Origin of the sequence: Streptomyces sp. CHD11 (genome assembly GCF_018638295.1) — a bacterium.
Classification (GTDB): domain Bacteria; phylum Actinomycetota; class Actinomycetes; order Streptomycetales; family Streptomycetaceae; genus Streptomyces.
On record NZ_JABTTS010000003.1, the window covers coordinates 280,967 to 298,174 of the forward strand.

15 protein-coding genes and 2 pseudogenes are annotated in these 17,208 nt (G+C 73.4%); 5 read left to right on the forward strand and 12 right to left on the reverse strand.

Annotation, left to right across the window (positions count from 1 at the left end):
• Positions 1–114 precede the first annotated feature (114 nt).
• The 6 genes from mnhG to HTV45_RS04855 are packed head-to-tail and all read right to left on the reverse strand — an operon-like array spanning position 115 to position 6,193.
• Positions 115–507, reverse strand: coding sequence for a monovalent cation/H(+) antiporter subunit G (mnhG, locus tag HTV45_RS04830; protein WP_215204322.1), 393 nt, complete (start codon positions 505–507; stop codon positions 115–117).
• Positions 504–770, reverse strand: coding sequence for a monovalent cation/H+ antiporter complex subunit F (locus HTV45_RS04835; RefSeq protein WP_215204323.1), 267 nt, complete (start codon positions 768–770; stop codon positions 504–506). The genes mnhG and HTV45_RS04835 overlap by 4 nt, the downstream gene beginning before the upstream one ends.
• On the reverse strand, positions 767–1,369 hold the full coding sequence (locus tag HTV45_RS04840; RefSeq protein ID WP_215204324.1) for a Na+/H+ antiporter subunit E: 603 nt from the start codon (positions 1,367–1,369) through the stop codon (positions 767–769). The genes HTV45_RS04835 and HTV45_RS04840 overlap by 4 nt, the downstream gene beginning before the upstream one ends.
• Complete coding sequence (locus HTV45_RS04845) at positions 1,366–2,940, reverse strand: Na+/H+ antiporter subunit D (RefSeq protein WP_215204325.1); 1,575 nt, start codon at positions 2,938–2,940, stop codon at positions 1,366–1,368. Before HTV45_RS04845 ends, HTV45_RS04840 begins: the two co-directional genes overlap by 4 nt.
• On the reverse strand, positions 2,937–3,368 hold the full coding sequence (locus HTV45_RS04850) for a Na(+)/H(+) antiporter subunit C (RefSeq protein ID WP_308309148.1): 432 nt from the start codon (positions 3,366–3,368) through the stop codon (positions 2,937–2,939). Before HTV45_RS04850 ends, HTV45_RS04845 begins: the two co-directional genes overlap by 4 nt.
• A complete protein-coding gene (locus HTV45_RS04855; RefSeq protein WP_215204326.1) occupies positions 3,365–6,193 on the reverse strand; it encodes a Na+/H+ antiporter subunit A in 2,829 nt (942 codons plus the stop codon). The genes HTV45_RS04850 and HTV45_RS04855 overlap by 4 nt, the downstream gene beginning before the upstream one ends.
• A gap of 555 nt (positions 6,194–6,748) precedes the next feature.
• Between HTV45_RS04855 and HTV45_RS04860 the strand changes: the two genes are divergently transcribed.
• The 3 genes and pseudogenes from HTV45_RS04860 to HTV45_RS04870 all read left to right on the forward strand — a co-directional run.
• Positions 6,749–7,657, forward strand: coding sequence for a hypothetical protein (locus HTV45_RS04860; RefSeq protein ID WP_215204327.1), 909 nt, complete (start codon positions 6,749–6,751; stop codon positions 7,655–7,657).
• Positions 7,658–7,843: 186 nt separating this feature from the next.
• Positions 7,844–9,019, forward strand: coding sequence for a S1 family peptidase (locus HTV45_RS04865; protein WP_215204328.1), 1,176 nt, complete (start codon positions 7,844–7,846; stop codon positions 9,017–9,019).
• Between the two features lie 109 nt (positions 9,020–9,128).
• Positions 9,129–9,455 (forward strand): annotated as a pseudogene (locus HTV45_RS04870) (lipase family protein); the annotation flags it as partial.
• A gap of 208 nt (positions 9,456–9,663) precedes the next feature.
• On the opposite strand, the pseudogene HTV45_RS34005 reads toward HTV45_RS04870, so the two are convergent.
• Positions 9,664–10,035 (reverse strand): annotated as a pseudogene (locus HTV45_RS34005) (snapalysin family zinc-dependent metalloprotease); the annotation flags it as partial.
• A 459-nt stretch (positions 10,036–10,494) separates the two neighbouring features.
• Here HTV45_RS34005 and mgrA point away from each other — a divergent pair.
• The gene (gene mgrA / locus HTV45_RS04880) at positions 10,495–11,538 is read left to right on the forward strand and encodes an L-glyceraldehyde 3-phosphate reductase (protein WP_215204329.1); all 1,044 of its coding nucleotides are present in this window, start codon (positions 10,495–10,497) and stop codon (positions 11,536–11,538) included.
• 100 nt (positions 11,539–11,638) lie between these two features.
• Positions 11,639–12,121 (forward strand): MSMEG_6728 family protein, encoded by a 483-nt coding sequence (locus tag HTV45_RS04885; RefSeq protein WP_215204330.1) that lies wholly within the window; start codon positions 11,639–11,641, stop codon positions 12,119–12,121.
• A 55-nt stretch (positions 12,122–12,176) separates the two neighbouring features.
• On the opposite strand, the gene HTV45_RS04890 is transcribed toward HTV45_RS04885, so the two are convergent.
• The 5 genes from HTV45_RS04890 to HTV45_RS04910 are packed head-to-tail and all read right to left on the reverse strand — an operon-like array spanning position 12,177 to position 17,067.
• Entirely contained in the window at positions 12,177–13,463 is a 1,287-nt protein-coding gene (locus HTV45_RS04890) for an ABC transporter substrate-binding protein (protein ID WP_215204331.1), read from the reverse strand.
• Entirely contained in the window at positions 13,460–14,599 is a 1,140-nt protein-coding gene (locus HTV45_RS04895) for a branched-chain amino acid ABC transporter permease (protein WP_215204332.1), read from the reverse strand. The genes HTV45_RS04890 and HTV45_RS04895 overlap by 4 nt, the downstream gene beginning before the upstream one ends.
• Complete coding sequence (locus HTV45_RS04900) at positions 14,592–15,488, reverse strand: branched-chain amino acid ABC transporter permease (protein WP_215204333.1); 897 nt, start codon at positions 15,486–15,488, stop codon at positions 14,592–14,594. Before HTV45_RS04900 ends, HTV45_RS04895 begins: the two co-directional genes overlap by 8 nt.
• Positions 15,485–16,288, reverse strand: coding sequence for an ABC transporter ATP-binding protein (locus HTV45_RS04905; protein ID WP_215204334.1), 804 nt, complete (start codon positions 16,286–16,288; stop codon positions 15,485–15,487). The genes HTV45_RS04900 and HTV45_RS04905 overlap by 4 nt, the downstream gene beginning before the upstream one ends.
• Positions 16,285–17,067 (reverse strand): ABC transporter ATP-binding protein, encoded by a 783-nt coding sequence (locus HTV45_RS04910; protein WP_215204335.1) that lies wholly within the window; start codon positions 17,065–17,067, stop codon positions 16,285–16,287. Before HTV45_RS04910 ends, HTV45_RS04905 begins: the two co-directional genes overlap by 4 nt.
• Positions 17,068–17,208 lie beyond the last annotated feature (141 nt).

Consider the following 17,208-nt stretch of genomic DNA (forward strand, 5'->3'; position numbering starts at 1 on the left):
CCCGGAAGGGTCGGCCACGGGACGACCCCCGGCGTGCGGTCCGTGAAGTGGTCGCGGCGCTCCGGGCCGTCGCCGTCTCCCCGGCCACGAGCGCTCTCCGGGGCACGCCCGCGGTCAGCGCTCCGCGTCGTCGTCCCGCTCGGCATAGGCCTGTCCGTCCACGGGAGTGCCGTCCCGGGCGAGACGGTCCGCGAGTTCGTCGCGGAGCAGCCGGTCGCGGTCGACCCCGTGGGTGCGGTACGCCGTACGCGCGATGATCTGGCTCGTGATCGGCACGGTGAACAGCTGGAACAGGGCGACGAGCACCAGCACCGGGGCGTGACGCGGGGACATCTGCACAGCCGCTCCCACCAGGATGAGCAGCACCCCCAGGGTCTGGGCCTTGGCGGCCGCGTGCAGACGGCTGATGGTGTCCGGAAAGCGGAGCAGCCCCAGCGCGCCGAGCAGGCAGAAGAGCGCGCCGGCCGAGAGCAGCACGGCTGTGATCACGTCCCGCACGACGCTCATCGCATCCCTTCCCGCTTCTCCAGCAGGTGCGCCGCCGTCACCGATCCGATGAAGGCGAGCAGGGTGAGGACGACGAGCACGGGAACGGCCGTGGTGTCGTCACGCGCGGCCATGCTCGTCGCGATGCCGGCGATGGCCATGGTCACGAGGACATCGAGGGCCAGGATGCGGTCCAGGGCGCTGGGGCCTCGGAGCAGGCGCAGAAGTGTCAACAGGACGGCCACCGCCATCACGGACAGCGTGACGCCGTACAGCACGGTCATCGTTCCCCCTCCCGGGACTGCCTCGGTGTGTCGTCCGGCCCGCCGGGCCGTGGGCCGTGCGCGTCGCCGTGGTGGCGGTGGCCGACCGCACGGGCGACCCGGTGCTCCACGGTCCGTACCTCGTCGCGGCGGTGGGCGATGTCCCGGTCGTCGTGCGCCGGGAGCACGTGGACGTACAGGAGCCCGCGACCCCGGTCGATCTCCGTCACCACGGTCCCCGGGGTGACGGTGGTGACCTCGGCCACGGCTGTGACCAGCAGGTCACTGTCCACCCGCAGCGGTACCTCGATGATCGCCGAGGTCGTTCTTCCCCCGTGGCGGACGACCTGCCACGCGACGGTGAGTCCCGACCTGACGAGGTCGATGAGCAGGTGGGCCGCCAGTCGCCCGATCGACAGGGGCCGTGGCACCGCTCCCGGCAGCACGGCGGGCAGCGGGAAGGGCAGCACCACGGCGGCGACGACGAGCAGGCCGCCGACGAGTGTGAGGGCGCTGGTGGAACCCCACAGCAGGACCCACAGGATCCACAGCCAGACGATCAGCGGCAGACGGCGCAGCACCGTGCGGCCCCGTCGCGGACGGCTCGCAGGACGGGTCACCGCTCCCCCTCCCCCAGCACCGCGGACCGGTACTCCCGCGGGTGCAGCAGATCCTCGGCGGCCCGTTCGCCGAGACGGGCGAGCGGGCCCGCACACGCGGCGATCGTGAGCCCGGCCACCGTCATGCCGGCCGCGGCGGTGAGCATCAGCCGTGTCCCGCGCAGCCGGGCCGGCGGGGGCGCGTCCGGCGTCGACGCGTCCGGGGTCGGCGCGCCCGGCTCCGGAGGTGCCGCCTTCCCGTGGTCCGCCTTCCCGTTGTTCTCCGGCCGCTCGGCGAAGGCCGCTGTCCATACCCGGGTCATGGCGTACAGCGTCAGCAGGCTGGTGAGAAGGGCCGCCGCGGCCAGCGCGTACGCCGCCGGGCCGCCCTGCGCGACTCCGGCTTGCAGCAGGGCCAGCTTGGCGATGAAACCGGAGAACGGCGGGACCCCCGACAGGCTCATGGCCGGAATCGCGAACAGCAGGACCAGGACGCCCGGGGACGGCCGTCGCGTCAGACGGTGCAGCGCCGCGGTCCCCGTACCGCGCACGGCGAGGCCGGCTGCGAGGAACAGCGCCGCCTGGACGACGATGTGGTGGACGACGTAGAGGATGCTGCCGGTCAGGCCCCGGACGTCGAAGAGCGCCAGCCCGAACAGCATGAAACCGATGTGGCTGACGAGGGTGAAGGACAACAGCCGGTTGAGGTCGTCCTGGGCGATGGCGCCGAGGATGCCCACCAGCATGGTGATGATCGCCGCACAGGCCAGCAGGACCCACACATCGGTGCGGGGGAAGAGCAGCGTCTGGGTGCGCAGGAGCGTGTACACGCCGACCTTGGTCAGCAGCGCGGCGAACACGGCGGTGATCGGTGCCGGCGCGGTGGGATAGCTGTCGGGCAGCCAGAAGTGCAGCGGGATGATGGCCGTCTTGATGCCCAGGACCACCAGGAGCAGCAGGGCGAACGCGCCGCGCAGCCCGTCCGGCAGTTCGGCGAGCCGTGGGCCGAGCTGCGCCAGTGTGACCGTGCCGGTGGCCGCGTACACCAAAGCGATCAGGGAGAGGAACAGCAACGACGACGTCAGGCTGACGATCGTGTACGTCATCCCCGCGCGGGTGCGGTTCTCGTCCGCGTCCAGGGTGATCAGAACGTAGGACGCGGCGAGCATCACCTCGAAGGCGACGAAGAGGTTGAACAGGTCACCGGAGAGGAACGCCAGGCTCACACCCGTGACGAGCAGCAGGTAGGCGGGATGGAAGAGAGCCGCCGCGCGGGGGCGCTCCTCCGCGGTGCCCTGGCCCATGGCGAAGACCAGCACGGCCAGGGCGACCAGTGTCGACACGGTGAGCAGCAGGGCCGAGAGCCGGTCGGCCACGAGGGTGATGCCCAGGGGAGCGGGCCAGCCACCGACGTGCAGCGCCTGCGGCCCGCGCGTGTCGGCCAGCACCAGGAGGGCGGCCTCACAGACGAGGACGGCTGTCAGGACGCCCGTGCTGAGTGCCCGCACCACGGCCTGGGGCAGCCGGAGCAGGGAGAGGCCGGCGCCGAGCACCGGCAGCAGCACGGGAAGGACCGGCAGGGCCGCCGTCATCGGTCTCCTTCCCTCGTCACGTCGTCCGCACCGTGCTCCGCCGGGGGTTCGTTCCCGGCGCGTTCCCGGGCGGTGCCGATCCTGCGGTCCTCCACGTCGTCGCGTACCTCGTCGTGTCCGGACAGGCGCCAGGACCGGTAGGCGAGGGTCACCAGGAAGACGGTGAGGCCAAAAGTGATCACGATCGCCGTGAGTGCCATGGCCTGCGGCAACGGGTCCGCCGTCGCTGCGGGGTCCGGTTCCTTCCCCGGCAGTACGGGGGGCCGTCCGGGCGTGCCCCCGGCCACCAGCAGCAACAGGTTGGTGCCGTGGCCCAGGAGAATGAAGCCGAGGATGATCCGCATCAGCGACCGTTGCAGCATGAGGTGGAAGCCTGTTGCGAACAGGCCGCCGACCACGAGTGCCATGGTCACGTCGATCGATTTCACCGGGGTGCTCCTTCCGTCTCGCGGTCCGCCCGGGCGCCGTCCTCGCCCAGTGAGACGCCCACCGCCGACAGCAGGAGGAGAACGACACCGACGACGAGCAGGTAGACACCCACGTCGAAGAACAGGCTGGTCGCGAACTCGACCGCGCCCAGCACCGGCGGATGGACCGTCACCACCGTGCTCTGCAGCGGCACGCCGCCGAAGGCGAGCGGCAGCAGGCCGACGGCGGCGGCGAGGAGCAGGCCCGTGCCCGCGACCACACTCGCGGGCACCCGTGCGGCCGCTCCGAGGTCCGCGCGTCCGCCCACCAGGTACCGCAGCACGAAGGCGAGGCTCGCCACCAGGCCGCCGGAGAAGCCTCCGCCCGGACGGTAGTGGCCGGAGAAGAGCAGGAAGAGCGACAGCAGCAGGATCGAGGGGAACAGCAGACGGGTGGCCACCTCCAGCAGGACCGATCGTTCGCCGCCCGGCCGCTCGTCGGCGCCGGGCAGCCAGGGCCGCGTCGGTTCGTCCCAGTGCGCGGTCGGGAACGTGCCGGCCGGACCGGCGCCCGTCGCCCGCCGCTCGCCTCCGTTCACGCGGACCAGGCTCGTGACGCCGATCGCCGCGACCAGCAGGACCGCGATCTCCCCCACGGTGTCCAGCGCGCGGAAGTCGACGATGATCGCGTTGACGATGTTCTTGGCCCCCGCCTCCGCCGCCCGGCCGGCGTACTCCGACGAGACCGCCGGGGAAGTGCGGGCGGCGGAGGCGACCAGGGCGAAGCAGGTGACGAGGACGCCCACCGCACCGGCCGCCGCGGCACGCACGAGGCGCGCGCGTGGCGCGGTCCGGCCCGTACCGAACCGGGGCGGCATCCGGCGCAGTACGAGCACCACCATGACCAGCGTCATCGTCTCCACGAGGAACTGAGTGAGCGCCAGGTCCGGTGCGCCCCGCACCACGAACACCGCCGCCACCCCGTAGCCCACGGCACCGGCCAGCAGGACGCCGGTCAGCCTGTGCCGGGTGGCGACCACGGCCGCGGCCGCCGCCAGCACCACCACCGCGAGCAGCGGCTCGACCGGTGACCACCACATCTGCGGGGAGCCCAGGGAGGGTGCCGCAGCGGCCAGCGCGGCACCGGGCACCGCCACCAGGGTCGTGAGCAGCACCGTCAGGTAGACCGGCAGTGACCCGACCTGCGTGTGCCTGGTGACGACCGTGGCCAGCCGTTCCAGGGCCGCGGTCGCACGGTCGAACGCGTGCTGCGCGTCCGGCATCCGCGGCACCGGCCACGCGCCGCGCCCCTTCAGGTGCAGGAGGCCACCGAGCACCAGGGTCAGCGCCGACAGGCCCAGCACGGGCGTGAATCCGTGCCACAGCGAGAGCTCGTACGGGCCGTGCGGCCCCGGCGGATACACGTCGGCGTAGGCGGTCGCGACGGCCGCGGTGGCCGCGTGGCCCAGACCGAGCGCCAGACCCGCGCCCGACAGTACGGCCGCCGGCGCGACGAAGCCGGGCGCGGGACGCTCCGCCGTGTCCACCGCCTCGTTCGGGCGTCCGCCGAACGCACCCGAGGCGAAGCGCGCGGCGTAGGCCACGGTCAGGACGGATCCGATGACGAGCACCACGGTCGGCAGCACGTGTCCGTCGATGCCGTCGCCTGCCCAGAACGCCTCCAGGGCGGCTTCCTTGCCGACGAAACCCACGAGTGGCGGCAGACCGGCCATCGAGGCGGCCGCGAGCACGGCGACCCCGCACAGCACGGGCATGCGGCGGCCCACGCCCGACAGATCCCGGATGTCCCGCGTACCGGTCTGGTGGTCCAGGATGCCGACCGACAGGAACAGCGCGGCCTTGAACGCCGCGTGGGCGAGCAGCATCACCGTGCCGGCGAGGGCGGCGGTCCGCGTTCCGGCCCCCATGAGGGCGGTCAGCAGGCCGAGTTCGCTGATCGTGCCGTAGGCGAGCAGCAGTTTCAGGTCGGTCGCGCGCAGCGCACGCCACGCGGCCAGCACCATCGTCGTCAGGCCCACCCCGAGCACCATCGGCCGCCACGGGGCCACCTCCGCCAGGGCGGGCGCCAGCCGGGCCGCCAGGTAGACCCCGGCCTTGACCATCGCGGCCGCGTGCAGGTAGGCGCTGATCGGGGTGGGGGCCACCATCGCCGCGGGCAGCCAGCCGTGCAGCGGCATCTGCGCGGACTTGGCGAACGCGCCGACCAGGATGAGCACCACCGCCGCGGTCACCGTCCCGCCCCGCGGCGGGGCGTCGAGGATCGCCGAGACGCGGTAGGTGCCCGCCGCCTGTCCCAGCATCACGAAACCGAGCAGCATGACCAGACCGCCGGCCGTGGTGACCAGCAGCGCCTGCCGGGCGGCACGGCGCTCTTCCGCCTGCTCACCCCGTCTCTCGATGAGCAGGAAGGACGCGATGGTGGTCAGTTCCCAGAAGACGTACAGGACGAAGAGGTTGTCGGCCAGTACCAGGCCCGCCATCGCCCCGGCGAAGGCCAGCAGCAGGGATGCCTGGCGGCCCGCGTCGCGCTCGATGTAGTACCGGCAATACAGCAGCACCAGGGCTCCGACACCGGCGACGATCCACAGCATCAGCAGGGACAGGGCGTCCAGCCGCAGGTCGATCGTCAGTCCGAGTGACGGGGCCCAGGACAGGGACTCCCGGTGGTCGCCGCCCTCCAGAACACCCGCCGCCCGCGTACCCGCCCAGACCACGGCCGCCAGCGGCACCAGGGCCGCCACGACCCACACGGCACGGCCGAGCCGCCGTTGCCACCAGGCGATCGCCACCGCGACCCCCGCGTGGGCGGCAAGCAGAAACAGCACCGCACCAACCCCTCTGTGTATCCCGGCCCTCGGGACAGCGTTCGGCGTGCCGCCCGGTCGTGGACGTGTACCCCGGCCGCCGGCCTAGGGTGCCCGGTGCCGTGGCATTCAATCCTGAGGGTGTGGCAGACGGGTGCGTGATCACGCCGGCCACCGCGGGACGACGCGGCGTTCCGGCCGGCGACAGGAGCGGCCGGCTCCCGGGACCGTCGCCCCCGACGGGCCTGCGGGCCGACAGGCCGTCGGCTGCGGAGCCACCCGGGGCATCGTGCGGCTAGCTCCGGCCGGCCCGCCGGCGGACCCGGCCACCGCCGGCCGTGCCGCGCGGCGGTGCGCCTTCGCCACCGGCAGAGGACCGACGCACGGGGCGCCGCGCACGAACCGCTGGTGGACGGGCCACGGTCCCGTGACCGCGTGCCCGGACCCCGTGGGGACGGCCGCCCCGGCGCACCCCGACGGCCCGCCCCGACTGCCCGGCACGCGGGTGCCTTCCGGGCGTCTGCCGGACGCCGTACCCGATGTGCGCCGTCCCCGGGCCCGGTGGAGTCTGGGGGCATGCGGCGCAAGGACGTGCGGGACCACGGGGGCGACGATGTGGAGGGCGTTCTCGACGAGCTCTACGCGGTGCCGCCGTCCGAGTTCGTGGCCCGGCGCGAGGAACGGGCGGCGTCCGCCAGGACGGCCGGGCGGGCCGATGACGCACGCCGTATCCACGCCGCCCGCCGCCCCACCCACGCGGCCTGGGCGGCGAACCTGCTCCGGCGCTCCCGGCCCGACGAGGCCGAGCGGTTCCTGGAGCTGGGGAGGGCGCTGCGCGAGGCGCACGCCACCCTGGACCCGGACGGGCTGAGGGAGTTGTCCGCCCAGCGGCGGCGTATCGTCTCCGAGCTGTCCCGGCAGGCGGCGGGGCTGGCCCGGGAGGCGGGGCACCCGTTGTCGGACACGGTTCAGCGGGACGTCGAGACGACCCTGCGTGCCGTGCTCGCCGATCCGCAGGCCGCGGACCTGTGGGCCACGGGCCGCACGGAGAGCACGCTCACTCCGCCGTCCGGGTTCCCCGCGGAGACGGCCGCCGCGCGGGCCCCCGCACGGAAGGCGCCCCGCGCCCCGTCGGCGCCCGCGCGGAAGAAGGACCAGCTGGCGGAGCAGCGCGCGAAACGGCTCCTCCGGGCGCGTGAGGCGGCCGCGGCGGCCGGAGAGCGGCTGCGTGACCGGCTGGCGGAACGGGCGGACGCCGAGGCCGCACTGAAGCGGGCGCGCGAGGACCACCGGGCGGCCGGGGAGCGGGTGTCCGCCCTGGAGGAGCGACTCCGCGAGACCCGCGCCGGCCTGGAGCGGGCGGAGCAGGCACAGCGGGAGGCGGAGCGGCGGGACCGGACGGCCGTGGACGCTCTCGCCGAGGCCCGGCGGGAGGCGGACAGCGCCGCGGGTGAGGCCGAACGCGCGGAGCGGGACGCACGCTGAACGCGGCGCCCGCGGACGTCCGGTGGTGTCGCACATGCGACGGCGGGCCCTTCGGAATGAGCCCACGCATTGGCATAGACCTGACACCGAAAGGGCCGCTAAGCTCTGGTCACCTCACCGTGAGAGCGCTCTCACACTGCGGTTGTTCCACCCCCACCTTGTTGGAACGACGAAGGGCGACCTTCCATGAGACGCACCGGACTCACCCGTGCCGGCATAGCCGCACTGCTCATGATCGGCAGCTGGACCGCGGCCGGCTCCCTGCCCGCCTCGGCCCAGGACGCCGCCGACTCCCCCACCACCCGTGCCACCGACTCCGCGCCCGCCTCCGCCGCCCTGCTGGACGCGATGCAGCGGGACTTCGGCCTGACCCGCGCCGAGGCGGAGGACCGGCTGGCCGCCGAACGCGCGGCCACCGCTCTCGCACCCGGCGCACAGAAGACCGCCGGACCGGCCTACGGCGGCGCGTGGTTCGACGCCGAAAGCGAGAAACTGACCGTCGCGCTCACCCCGGACGCCGACGCCTCCACGGTCCGGACCCTGCGCACGTCCGGCGCCGCCGTCCGCACCGTCGAGCACAGCGCGAAGCAGCTGGACGCGGCCAAGTCCCGTATCGACCGCCTCGACGCGCCCCCGGGCGTGAGCAGCTGGTCGGTGGACCCGGCCGCCAACACGGTGGTCGTGAACGTCGTCGGCGACCGGCGGGCCGACAACGATGTCCGCGCCTTCGTCACCGAGGCCCGCGAGGCCGGTCCGGTCACCGTACGGACCGTGCGGGCACCGGCCGAGACCTTCGCCGCCGGAACGGTGGGCGGCGACCCCTACTACACCGGCAACGTCCGCTGCTCCATCGGCTTCTCGGTGCACGGCGGCTTCGTCACCGCGGGGCACTGCGGCGGGACCGGCCAGCAGGTCAGGGGCTGGGACGGTTCGTACATCGGCAACTTCCAGGGCTCCTCGTTCCCGGGCAACGACTACGCCTGGGTGAACGTGGGCAGCGGCTGGTGGACGGTTCCGGTGGTGCTCGGCTGGGGCGCGGTCTCCGACCAGCTGGTGCGCGGCTCGAACGAGGCGCCGGTCGGGGCGTCGATCTGCCGTTCCGGTTCCACGACGCACTGGCACTGCGGGAGGGTGCTGGCCAAGAACGAGACCGTCAACTACAGCCAGGGCGCCGTGCACCAGATGACGAAGACGAGCGTCTGTGCCCAGGGCGGCGACTCGGGCGGCTCGTTCATCAGCGGCGACCAGGCGCAGGGTGTCACCTCCGGCGGCTGGGGCAACTGCTCCAGCGGCGGCGAGACCTGGTTCCAGCCGGTCAACGAGATCCTCAACCGCTACGGGCTGACGCTGCACACGGCCTGACCGTCCGACAGTTCACGAGCGGGCCCGCCGGACCACCGGCGGGCCCGCTCCCCTGTACGCCCGGTCCCGTGGCCCGTCCCACGGGCCGGCCCCGCCGAAGTCACCGGCCATGGCCGGTGAGCCGGCCGCCCAGGCGGTTCTCGACAAGCAGCGTCTCGGCACGGCGAAGCCCACCGGGCCGGTGCGTGTGGTCACCGGCGTCCAGGACGACATCGTCCCGCACGAGCAGGCACGCCGACTGGCGGTGGACTGGTGCAAGAAGGGCGGCGACGTCACCTACAAGGCCGTACGCCTGCCCAACCTCGGGGACAAGCTCCTCACCAACCACCTGGCGCCGCTCCTCACCGACCAGGCGGACGCGGTGGAGTGGCTGAGCGACCGGCTCGAGGGCAAATCCGCGCGCTCCAACTGCTGGACCATGCCGCTGCAACGGTGAGTCGCGGCAACGCGACGAGCCCCGTCCCGGACATCCGGGACGGGGCTCGCATCGCCGAGCGCCGGGCAGGCCTTGCACCTGCATCTCCCCGCAGGAAGCGGGGCGTCTTTCCTTGGACCACCAACGCACGGTCCGGTGGGGGAAGTTTCCCCGCGCCCTGACCTGTGACAACCGTAGCGGCGCTCGTCCCGGTTGTCACATCGTCAGCTCACGCCGGCGTACCGGCACCCGCGAAGTTCTTCTCGACCTGTGCCTTCTCCGCCGCGTTCGGGTGGGCGTTGGTGCAGGAGGTTCCGGCGCTGGCGCCCGACATCAGACTCGAGCAGGGGCCGGGCTTGCGGTCCGGCAGGCCGAGCATGTGACCGAACTCGTGGGCCGTGACGCGGACGGCGGAGTGGCCCTGGCCGATCGCCTGGCGTCCGATGTAGACGGTGCCCCCGCCCAGCGGGCCGGGAAGGGAGCGCGGCCAGCCGTCGTCCGTCACGACCTCGATGTCGGCGTCCTCCCCGGCGGCGGCCGGGCGCAGCCGGACACCGTCGACGCTCTCGTTCCAGATCGCCGCGCCGCGGTCGACCGCGGCGNCCCCCCCCCCCCCCCCCCCCCCCCCCCCCCCCCCCCCCCCCCCCCCCCCCCCCCCCCCCCCCCCCCCCCCCCCCCCCCCCCCCCCCCCCCCCCCCCCCCCCCCCCCCCCCCCCCCCCCCCCCCCCCCCCCCCCCCCCCCCCCCCCCCCCCCCCGGAACTCCGCGGCGGCCCTCGCGTCGTAGGTGAGCACCCCGTCGGCCACCATGGGCCGGGCGGTGCCGGCGGGCGGGACCGCCGCGACCGGCCCGGTCAGTGCGGGGCCGGCCAGCACGAGTGCCGCGGCCAGGCCTCCGGTCAGCGTACGGATGCGCATGTCGACCTCCTCGGGATTCAGAAGCGGTACCGCTGAATTCCATGGAAGGGATCGGTTGGACTTCCGGATCACTCGGGGGCACTGTGAGCAAGGATCAACACCATCCCACGTCACACCCCCGCCCGCATCACCGGAGACCACCCGATGAACCACATCGCCCGTCCCGAGCGCTACGACGGCACCATGCGCTACCGGCGCACCGGCCGCTCGGGCCTCGACCTCCCCCTGCTGTCCCTGGGCTACTGGCACAACTTCGGCGACGACCGGTCCTTCGCGACGCAGCGGGAGATCGCCCTGCGCGCGTTCGACCTGGGCATCACCCATCACGACCTGGCGAACAACTACGGCCCGCCCTACGGCTCCGCCGAGACCAACTTCGGGCGGCTGATGCGACAGGACCTCGCGCCCTACCGGGACGAGCTGGTGGTCTCCACCAAGGCGGGCTGGGACATGTGGCCCGGCCCGTACGGCCAGGGCGGCGGCTCCCGCAAGTACATGCTGGCCTCGCTGGACCAGTCCCTGAAGCGCATGGGGCTGGAGTACGTCGACATCTTCTACTCGCACCGCCTCGACACCACCACGCCCCTCGAGGAGACCATGGGCGCGCTGGACACGGCGGTCCGCCAGGGCAAGGCGCTCTACGTCGGCATCTCCTCCTACGACGCCGAGCGCACCCGCCAGGCCGTGGCGATCCTCCGTGACCTCGGGACACCGCTGCTGATCCACCAGCCGTCGTACAACATGCTGAACCGCTGGATCGAGACGGACGGCCTGCTGGACGTGGCGCAGGAGGAGGGCTTCGGGATCATCGGCTTCACGGCGCTCGCCCAGGGACTGCTGACCGGGCGCTACCTGAACGGCGTGCCGGAGGACTCCCGGGCCGCGGCGGGCACGTCGTTCGACGCCGCCTGGCTGACCGACGACATGCTCCGCCGGCTGCGCGCGCTGAACGAGATCGCGGCCCGGCGCGGGCAGACCCTCGCGCAGATGGCGCTGGCCTGGACCCTGCGCGACCGGCGGGTCACCTCACTGGTCATGGGCGCCTCCCGCCCCGAGCAGCTGGAGCAGAACGTCGCCGCCCTGGAGAACCTCGACTTCTCCGCCGGGGAACTGGCCGAGATCGACACGTACGCCACCGAGGGCGGCGTCGACCTGTGGCGCGACGCCCGGCTGGGCACGATGGACTGACTCCCGGGCCCGGGGTGTGAGCCGGCGGGGAAGGGGAACTGCGGAGCGGTGAGCCGCGCTCCGACGGCGCGGCGGTCACCGGCCCCTTTCGGACGGACCCATGCAGACCTTCCTGCCGTACCCCGGCTTCCAGGAGTCGGCGCTGGTGCTCGACCGGCGCCGGCTGGGCAAACAGCGGGTCGAGGCGATCCAGGTGCTGCGCGGCCTGACCGTGCCAGGATACGGGTGGCGCCGCCATCCCGCGGTGCGCATGTGGACCGGATACGAGGAGGCCCTGGTGCGCTACGGCCTGGACATCTGCCGGGTCTGGCGCGACCGGGGTCATCAGGACAGCTGCGCCGCCACGCTCGTCGCCGATCTGGCCGCGGTGCGGCCGGGCGAGCCGGTGCGCGGTCAGAGGGAGCTGGCCGAGGCGGGTGAACTGCCGCCCTGGCTCGGCGATGAAGCCCTGCACCGCAGCCACCGGTCGGCGCTGCTCCGCAAGGACCCGGCCGTCTACGCCGAACATTTCCCCGGAGAGCCCGACGACCTGCCGTACGTGTGGCCGTCGTCCGACCGCGATCCGGAGGCGGTCGGCGGCTGACCCCGGCGTCTTCGCGCCGGGGCCGGCCGGGTCGCCCCCTCGGGGGGGCGGTGCGTCACCCCGCGGACAGGTAGTCCTCCACTCCCGGGGCCGCGTGCGCGTCCTCCGCGTTCACCACGCCGCCGACCGCCTTGGCGTCGGGCTTGAGCACATAGGTCTTGACGCTGGCGGGACGGTCGACGTCGGAGAAGTTCTGGGGGGTGCCGAGACCGGTGTCCGCGTTCGTCTGCGCACGGTGCGCCTTGACGACGTCCTCACGGGTCAGGCCGCCCGCCTCGCAGGCCTTCTTCAGGTCGTCACCCAGGAGCTGGGCGGCGTTGTACCCGGACAGCACGCCCGAGTCGACCGGCGAGTCCGGGTACTTCTTCTGGTACGACGCGACCATCCGCTGCACGCCGGGCAGGTCGGAGCTGACCGCGGGTGCGGCGCTCACGATGCTCAGCATCGCCGCCAGGGCGGGCGCGGCGGGCGTCTTCATCAGCTGGGGCGCGAAGCCGGGGGCGCTGCTGACCACGGGGACCTTCAGACCGCGGGAGGCGGCGACGCCGACCAGGGAGGCCGTCTGCGCGGGCCCCGCGCTGATCAGGATGGCCTTGACTCCCTCCTTGCGCAGGGCGGAGACCTGGGCCGACAGGTCGGTGTCCGTCGCCTGGATCTTCTGCCCGGTCACCTTCAGACCGGCCTGCTCCGCCGCCCAGGTGGACCCTTCCAGCGCGTTGGCGCCGTAGTCGCCCTCGAAGTAGACGTGGCCGATCGTGTCCCCCTTCTTCAGGCCCTTGGTACGGGTGAGGAACTCGACCGCGGCGATCATGTCGACGTCGTAGGTGGTGCCGAGCACCTGGATGGCGTCCTTGCCGAGCAGCGAGGCCGCCCAGGCCTGCGGGAAGGTGAGCATCTTGTCCCGCTCGATGTCGTCGAGCAGCGCGGCGACCACCGGGGAGCCGATGACCTGGGGCAGTGCCACGACGTCGGGGGCGATGTCGGCGTAGGCGGTGACGGCCTTCTGCACGTCGTAGCCGTGGTCCTTGACGACGATCTCGACCTCGCGTTCGCAGATGCCGCCGTCGGCGTTGACCTCGTCGGCCCACATCTGCTGGGCCTGCACGATGCTCTTGCCGAGCGTGGCGTAGGGGCCGGTCAGGTCGGTGAGGGCACCCAGTCTGATGGTGTCGGCGCCGATTCCGGGGCCGGTGCGCAGGCCGTCGGCCGCTTCGCCGCCGCCCTTGCCGTCGTCCGCCTTGGAGCTGCATCCGGTGGCCGCGAGGAGCAGGACGAGGGCTCCGGCGAGGACGGTGCCGGCGGTGCGGTGCCGGTTGCGGGGCCTGGGGTGCGTGGTGTTCACGGGGTGTGCTCCTTGGGTCGTGCGTCTGCGGACGGCTGCGGAGGCGGGGGGACGTCGGTTCCGGTTGCTGGGGTACGGGATCGGCGTACGCGTTCGCGGGCCCGGCGTGCCAGGCCGTGCAGTCCGTCGGGCGCGTACAGCAGGACGAGGACGATCGCCGCACCGTAGAGGTAGCGGGCGGCCTCGGTGGGGCCCACGGCGCCCTCGGACGAGCCGGGGGCGGCGACCAGCGGGAGCTGGTCGGCGTAGCGGGTCATCAGCAGGGGAAGCGCGGTGACGAAGACGGCACCGGCGGTCGCTCCGGCGACGGAGCCGAGGCCGCCGATAACGATCATGGCGAGGTAGTCGACGGAGAGGACGAGGGAGAAGTAGTCCGGGACGACGCGGCGGAAGGCGAGCGCCAGGAGCACTCCCGCGAGGCCGGCGTACATCGACGACACCACGAAGGCCGCGGAGCGGTGCCGGGCCACGTCGACGCCCATCACGGCGGCCGCGGTCTCGCTGTCGCGCAGGGCGGCCAGCGCCCGGCCGGGGCGTGAGCGCAGCAGGCCGCGGGCGGTGAACCAGGTGAACGCGAACAGGGCCAGTCCCAGGAACCACAGCCGTTCCTCCGCGCCGAACGGCACGCCGAGGACGGTGAGCTCGGGGTCGGTCTCGGCGAAGGTGAATCCGCCGAGGGTCAGCGGGGGCACGGAGCGGCCGTTGAAGCCGCCGGTGACGGATTCCGCGGTCAGCAGGACGTGGTGGCCCAGGAACACCAGGGCGAGGGTGGCGATGCCGAGGTAGATGCCCTTGACCCGGGCGGCGACGGGGCTGAAGACCCCGCCGGCCGCTCCGGCGAGGAGCACCGCCAGGAGTGCGGCGAGGGCCGGGGGCAGTCCCGGTCCGGGTTCGCCCGCGAACCAGGCGTAGCCGTAGGCGCCGACGGCGAGGAAGAAGGCGTGGCCGAGGGAGAGCTGGCCGGCGGTGCCGCTGAGCAGGGCGAGACCGACGGCGCCGATGGCCGCGGCCATGGAGAACAGGCCGATGCGCAGCCAGAAGGCGTCGAGGTAGAACGGCGGCAGGCACAGGACGACGGCGAGCAGCAGGAGCCAGGCACGTCGGCGGGTCAGCGCCCCGAGGAGTCGGTCAGACACGGGCCGTCCCCTTCCCGCCGAACAGCCCGGTGGGCCGCACGAGAAGGACCAGCAGCATCACCGCGTACGGGGCGACGTCGCCGAATCCCTCGCCGAACATGTGCAGTTCGGACTGGTAGCCGACGACGAGCGCCTCGGTCAGTCCGATGATCAGGCTTCCCGCGAGGGCGCCGACCGGGGAGGCCAGTCCGCCCAGGATCGCTGCGGGGAAGGCGTTGAGGGCGATCTGGCCGGTGGTGCGCTCCAGGCCGGGGGCGGGGAACGCGGAGAGGAACACCGCGGCCAGCGCGGCGAGCGCGCCCGCCAGGCACCAGGCGCCGGCCCGGACCCTGCCCAGCCGTACGCCCATCAGCGCGGCGGCCTCGAGGTCCTCGGCGGCCGCCCGAAGGGACAGTCCCCAGGAGGTGAACCGGAAGAGGGCGAACACCGCGCCTATGACGACGGCCGACACCACGATCGCGGCGAGCCGGCTGTCGGCGACGGTCACCGGACCGAGTTCGGTCACCGCGTCGCCCCACGGGTCGCCGAGCGACAGCAGGTCGCCGCCGATGCGCCGGGCCAGGTCGGTGAGCAGGACGATGTCGATACCGATGGTGACGATCGTCTGGACGTGCGCCGAGTGGGCGTCCTGGCCGCCGCGTTGCAGCAGGAAGCGGTCGAGCGCGCCGGCGAGGGCGGCCGTGGCCACGATCGCCAGGGCGAGCGCGCCGGCGAAGCCGAGGTCGTCGTGGAACACGGCGGTGAGGTAGCCGCCGAACAGGAGCAGGGAGCCGTGGGCGAAGTTGAGGACGCCGGAGGCCTTGAAGATGACGACGAAGCCGAGGGCGACCAGCGCGTAGACCGCGCCGAGTGCCAGCCCGCCGAGAATGTTGTCCAGGAATGTCGTCATGCCGCGTCCTCCCCGGTCGCGTCGGTGCCCAGGTAGGCACGCAGCACCTCGGGGTCCTGGCGGACCTCGTCGGGGGTGCCATGGGCGATGCGCCGGCCGAAGTCGAGCACGGTGACGTCGTCGGCGAGGCGCATGACGAGGCCCATGTCGTGTTCCACGAGGACGACGGAGAGGCCGAGTTCGGCGCGGAGTTCACCCACGACCTCGGCGGTGCGGGCACGTTCGGTGGCGTTCATGCCGGCCACGGGTTCGTCGAGGAGCAGCACGCGCGGCTCCAGGCAGAGCGCGCGGGCCAGTTCGACGCGCTTGCGGTCGCCGTAGGACAACAGCGCGACAGGAGTGTCGAAGAGCGCTCCCAGACCGGTGAGTTCGGCGATCTCGCGGGCCCGCCCGAGATGCTCGCGCTGTTCGCGTACGGCCCTCGGCAGACGCAGCGCGCTCGCGGCGAACCCGGCGCGGGACAGGGCGTGGCGGCCGAGCATCAGGTTGTCGGCGACCGTGCCGTGGGTGGTGACGATGTTCTGGAAGGTGCGGGCCACGCCGAGCGCGGCGATGCGGTGCGGGGCGAGCCGGGTCAGCTCGGTGCCGCCGAGCGTCACGGTGCCTTCGGCCGGGCGGCACAGGCCGGACAGCACGTTGAAGCAGGTCGACTTGCCTGCACCGTTGGGTCCGATGAGCGCGTGCACCGAGCCGGGGACGACGGTGAAGGAGACTCCGTCGAGGGCGGTGAGTCCGGCGAAACGCACGGTGACGTCCCGTACGTCGAGCACCGGCGGCGCGGTGGTGGTGCGGTCCTTCACGCCGCCCCCTGGTCCTCGGCCGACTCACCCAGGTAGAGGCGGCGTACGGCGTCGGTGCGGGCGAGTTCGTCGGCGGGGCCGGACAGGCGGGTCTCGCCGACCTCCAGGACGTGGGCGTGGTCGGCGAGGGAGAGCGCCATGCCGGCGTTCTGCTCGACGAGGAGTACGGCGGTGCCCTGGGCGTTGATCTCGCGGATCACCTCGGCGATCCGGTACACCATCTGCGGTGCGAGGCCGAGGGAGGGCTCGTCGAGGAGGAGCAGGCGGGGGGCGGCCATCAGGGCGCGGCCGATGGCGAGCATCTGCTGCTCCCCGCCGGAGAGCAGGCCGGCGGCCTGGTGGGTACGTTCGGCGAGGCGGGGGAACAGCGCGAAGACGCGTTCGCGGGCTTCCCGCCCCTGGGCGCGCCCGCGCCGGCTGAGACCGAGGCCGCCGGAGCGCAGGTTCTCGTCGACCGAGAGCCCGGCGAACACCCGCCGTCCCTCGGGGACCTGGACGACCCCGGCGCGTACCGCCGCGACCGGGTCCTTGCCGTCGAGCACCGTCTCGCCGTAGCGGATACGGCCGGCCGTGACCGCGCCTCGGTGCAGGCGCAACGTGCCGGACACGGCCCGCAGCAGGGTCGTCTTGCCGGCCCCGTTGGCGCCGAGGAGCGCCACGACGGCGCCGGGCGGCACGGTCAGGGACACGGAGCGGAGAGCGGACAGCGCACGCCCGTACGTCACGTCGACGTTCTCGACGTGCAGTGCGGGCAGGCCGTCCGGTGGTGCTTCGGGCATCACGGCTCCTCGGGACCGCGCCGCGGGCGGCGGCACGGCTTCGGGGGAAGGGGAGCCCACGACAGCACGGGCGCGACCGCTCGGTACACCCTTCGGCTGCCGCTCGCTGCGGTGTCCCAACGGGGGCGCTCGGGGGTTGTG

Excerpts from the sequence above, each read along its gene's own strand:
- HTV45_RS04885 (WP_215204330.1), top strand. The coding sequence starts at position 11,639 with ATGCAGACCTTCCTGCCGTACCCCGGCTTCCAGGAGTCGGCGCTGGTG.
- HTV45_RS04865 (WP_215204328.1), top strand. The coding sequence starts at position 7,844 with ATGAGACGCACCGGACTCACCCGTGCCGGCATAGCCGCACTGCTCATG.
- HTV45_RS04860 (WP_215204327.1), top strand. The coding sequence starts at position 6,749 with ATGCGGCGCAAGGACGTGCGGGACCACGGGGGCGACGATGTGGAGGGC.
- HTV45_RS04845 (WP_215204325.1), bottom strand. The coding sequence starts at position 2,940 with ATGACGGCGGCCCTGCCGGTCCTTCCCGTGCTGCTGCCGGTGCTCGGC.
- mgrA (WP_215204329.1), top strand. The coding sequence starts at position 10,495 with ATGAACCACATCGCCCGTCCCGAGCGCTACGACGGCACCATGCGCTAC.
- HTV45_RS04835 (WP_215204323.1), bottom strand. The coding sequence starts at position 770 with ATGACCGTGCTGTACGGCGTCACGCTGTCCGTGATGGCGGTGGCCGTC.
- HTV45_RS04900 (WP_215204333.1), bottom strand. The coding sequence starts at position 15,488 with ATGACGACATTCCTGGACAACATTCTCGGCGGGCTGGCACTCGGCGCG.
- HTV45_RS04910 (WP_215204335.1), bottom strand. The coding sequence starts at position 17,067 with ATGCCCGAAGCACCACCGGACGGCCTGCCCGCACTGCACGTCGAGAAC.
- mnhG (WP_215204322.1), bottom strand. The coding sequence starts at position 507 with ATGAGCGTCGTGCGGGACGTGATCACAGCCGTGCTGCTCTCGGCCGGC.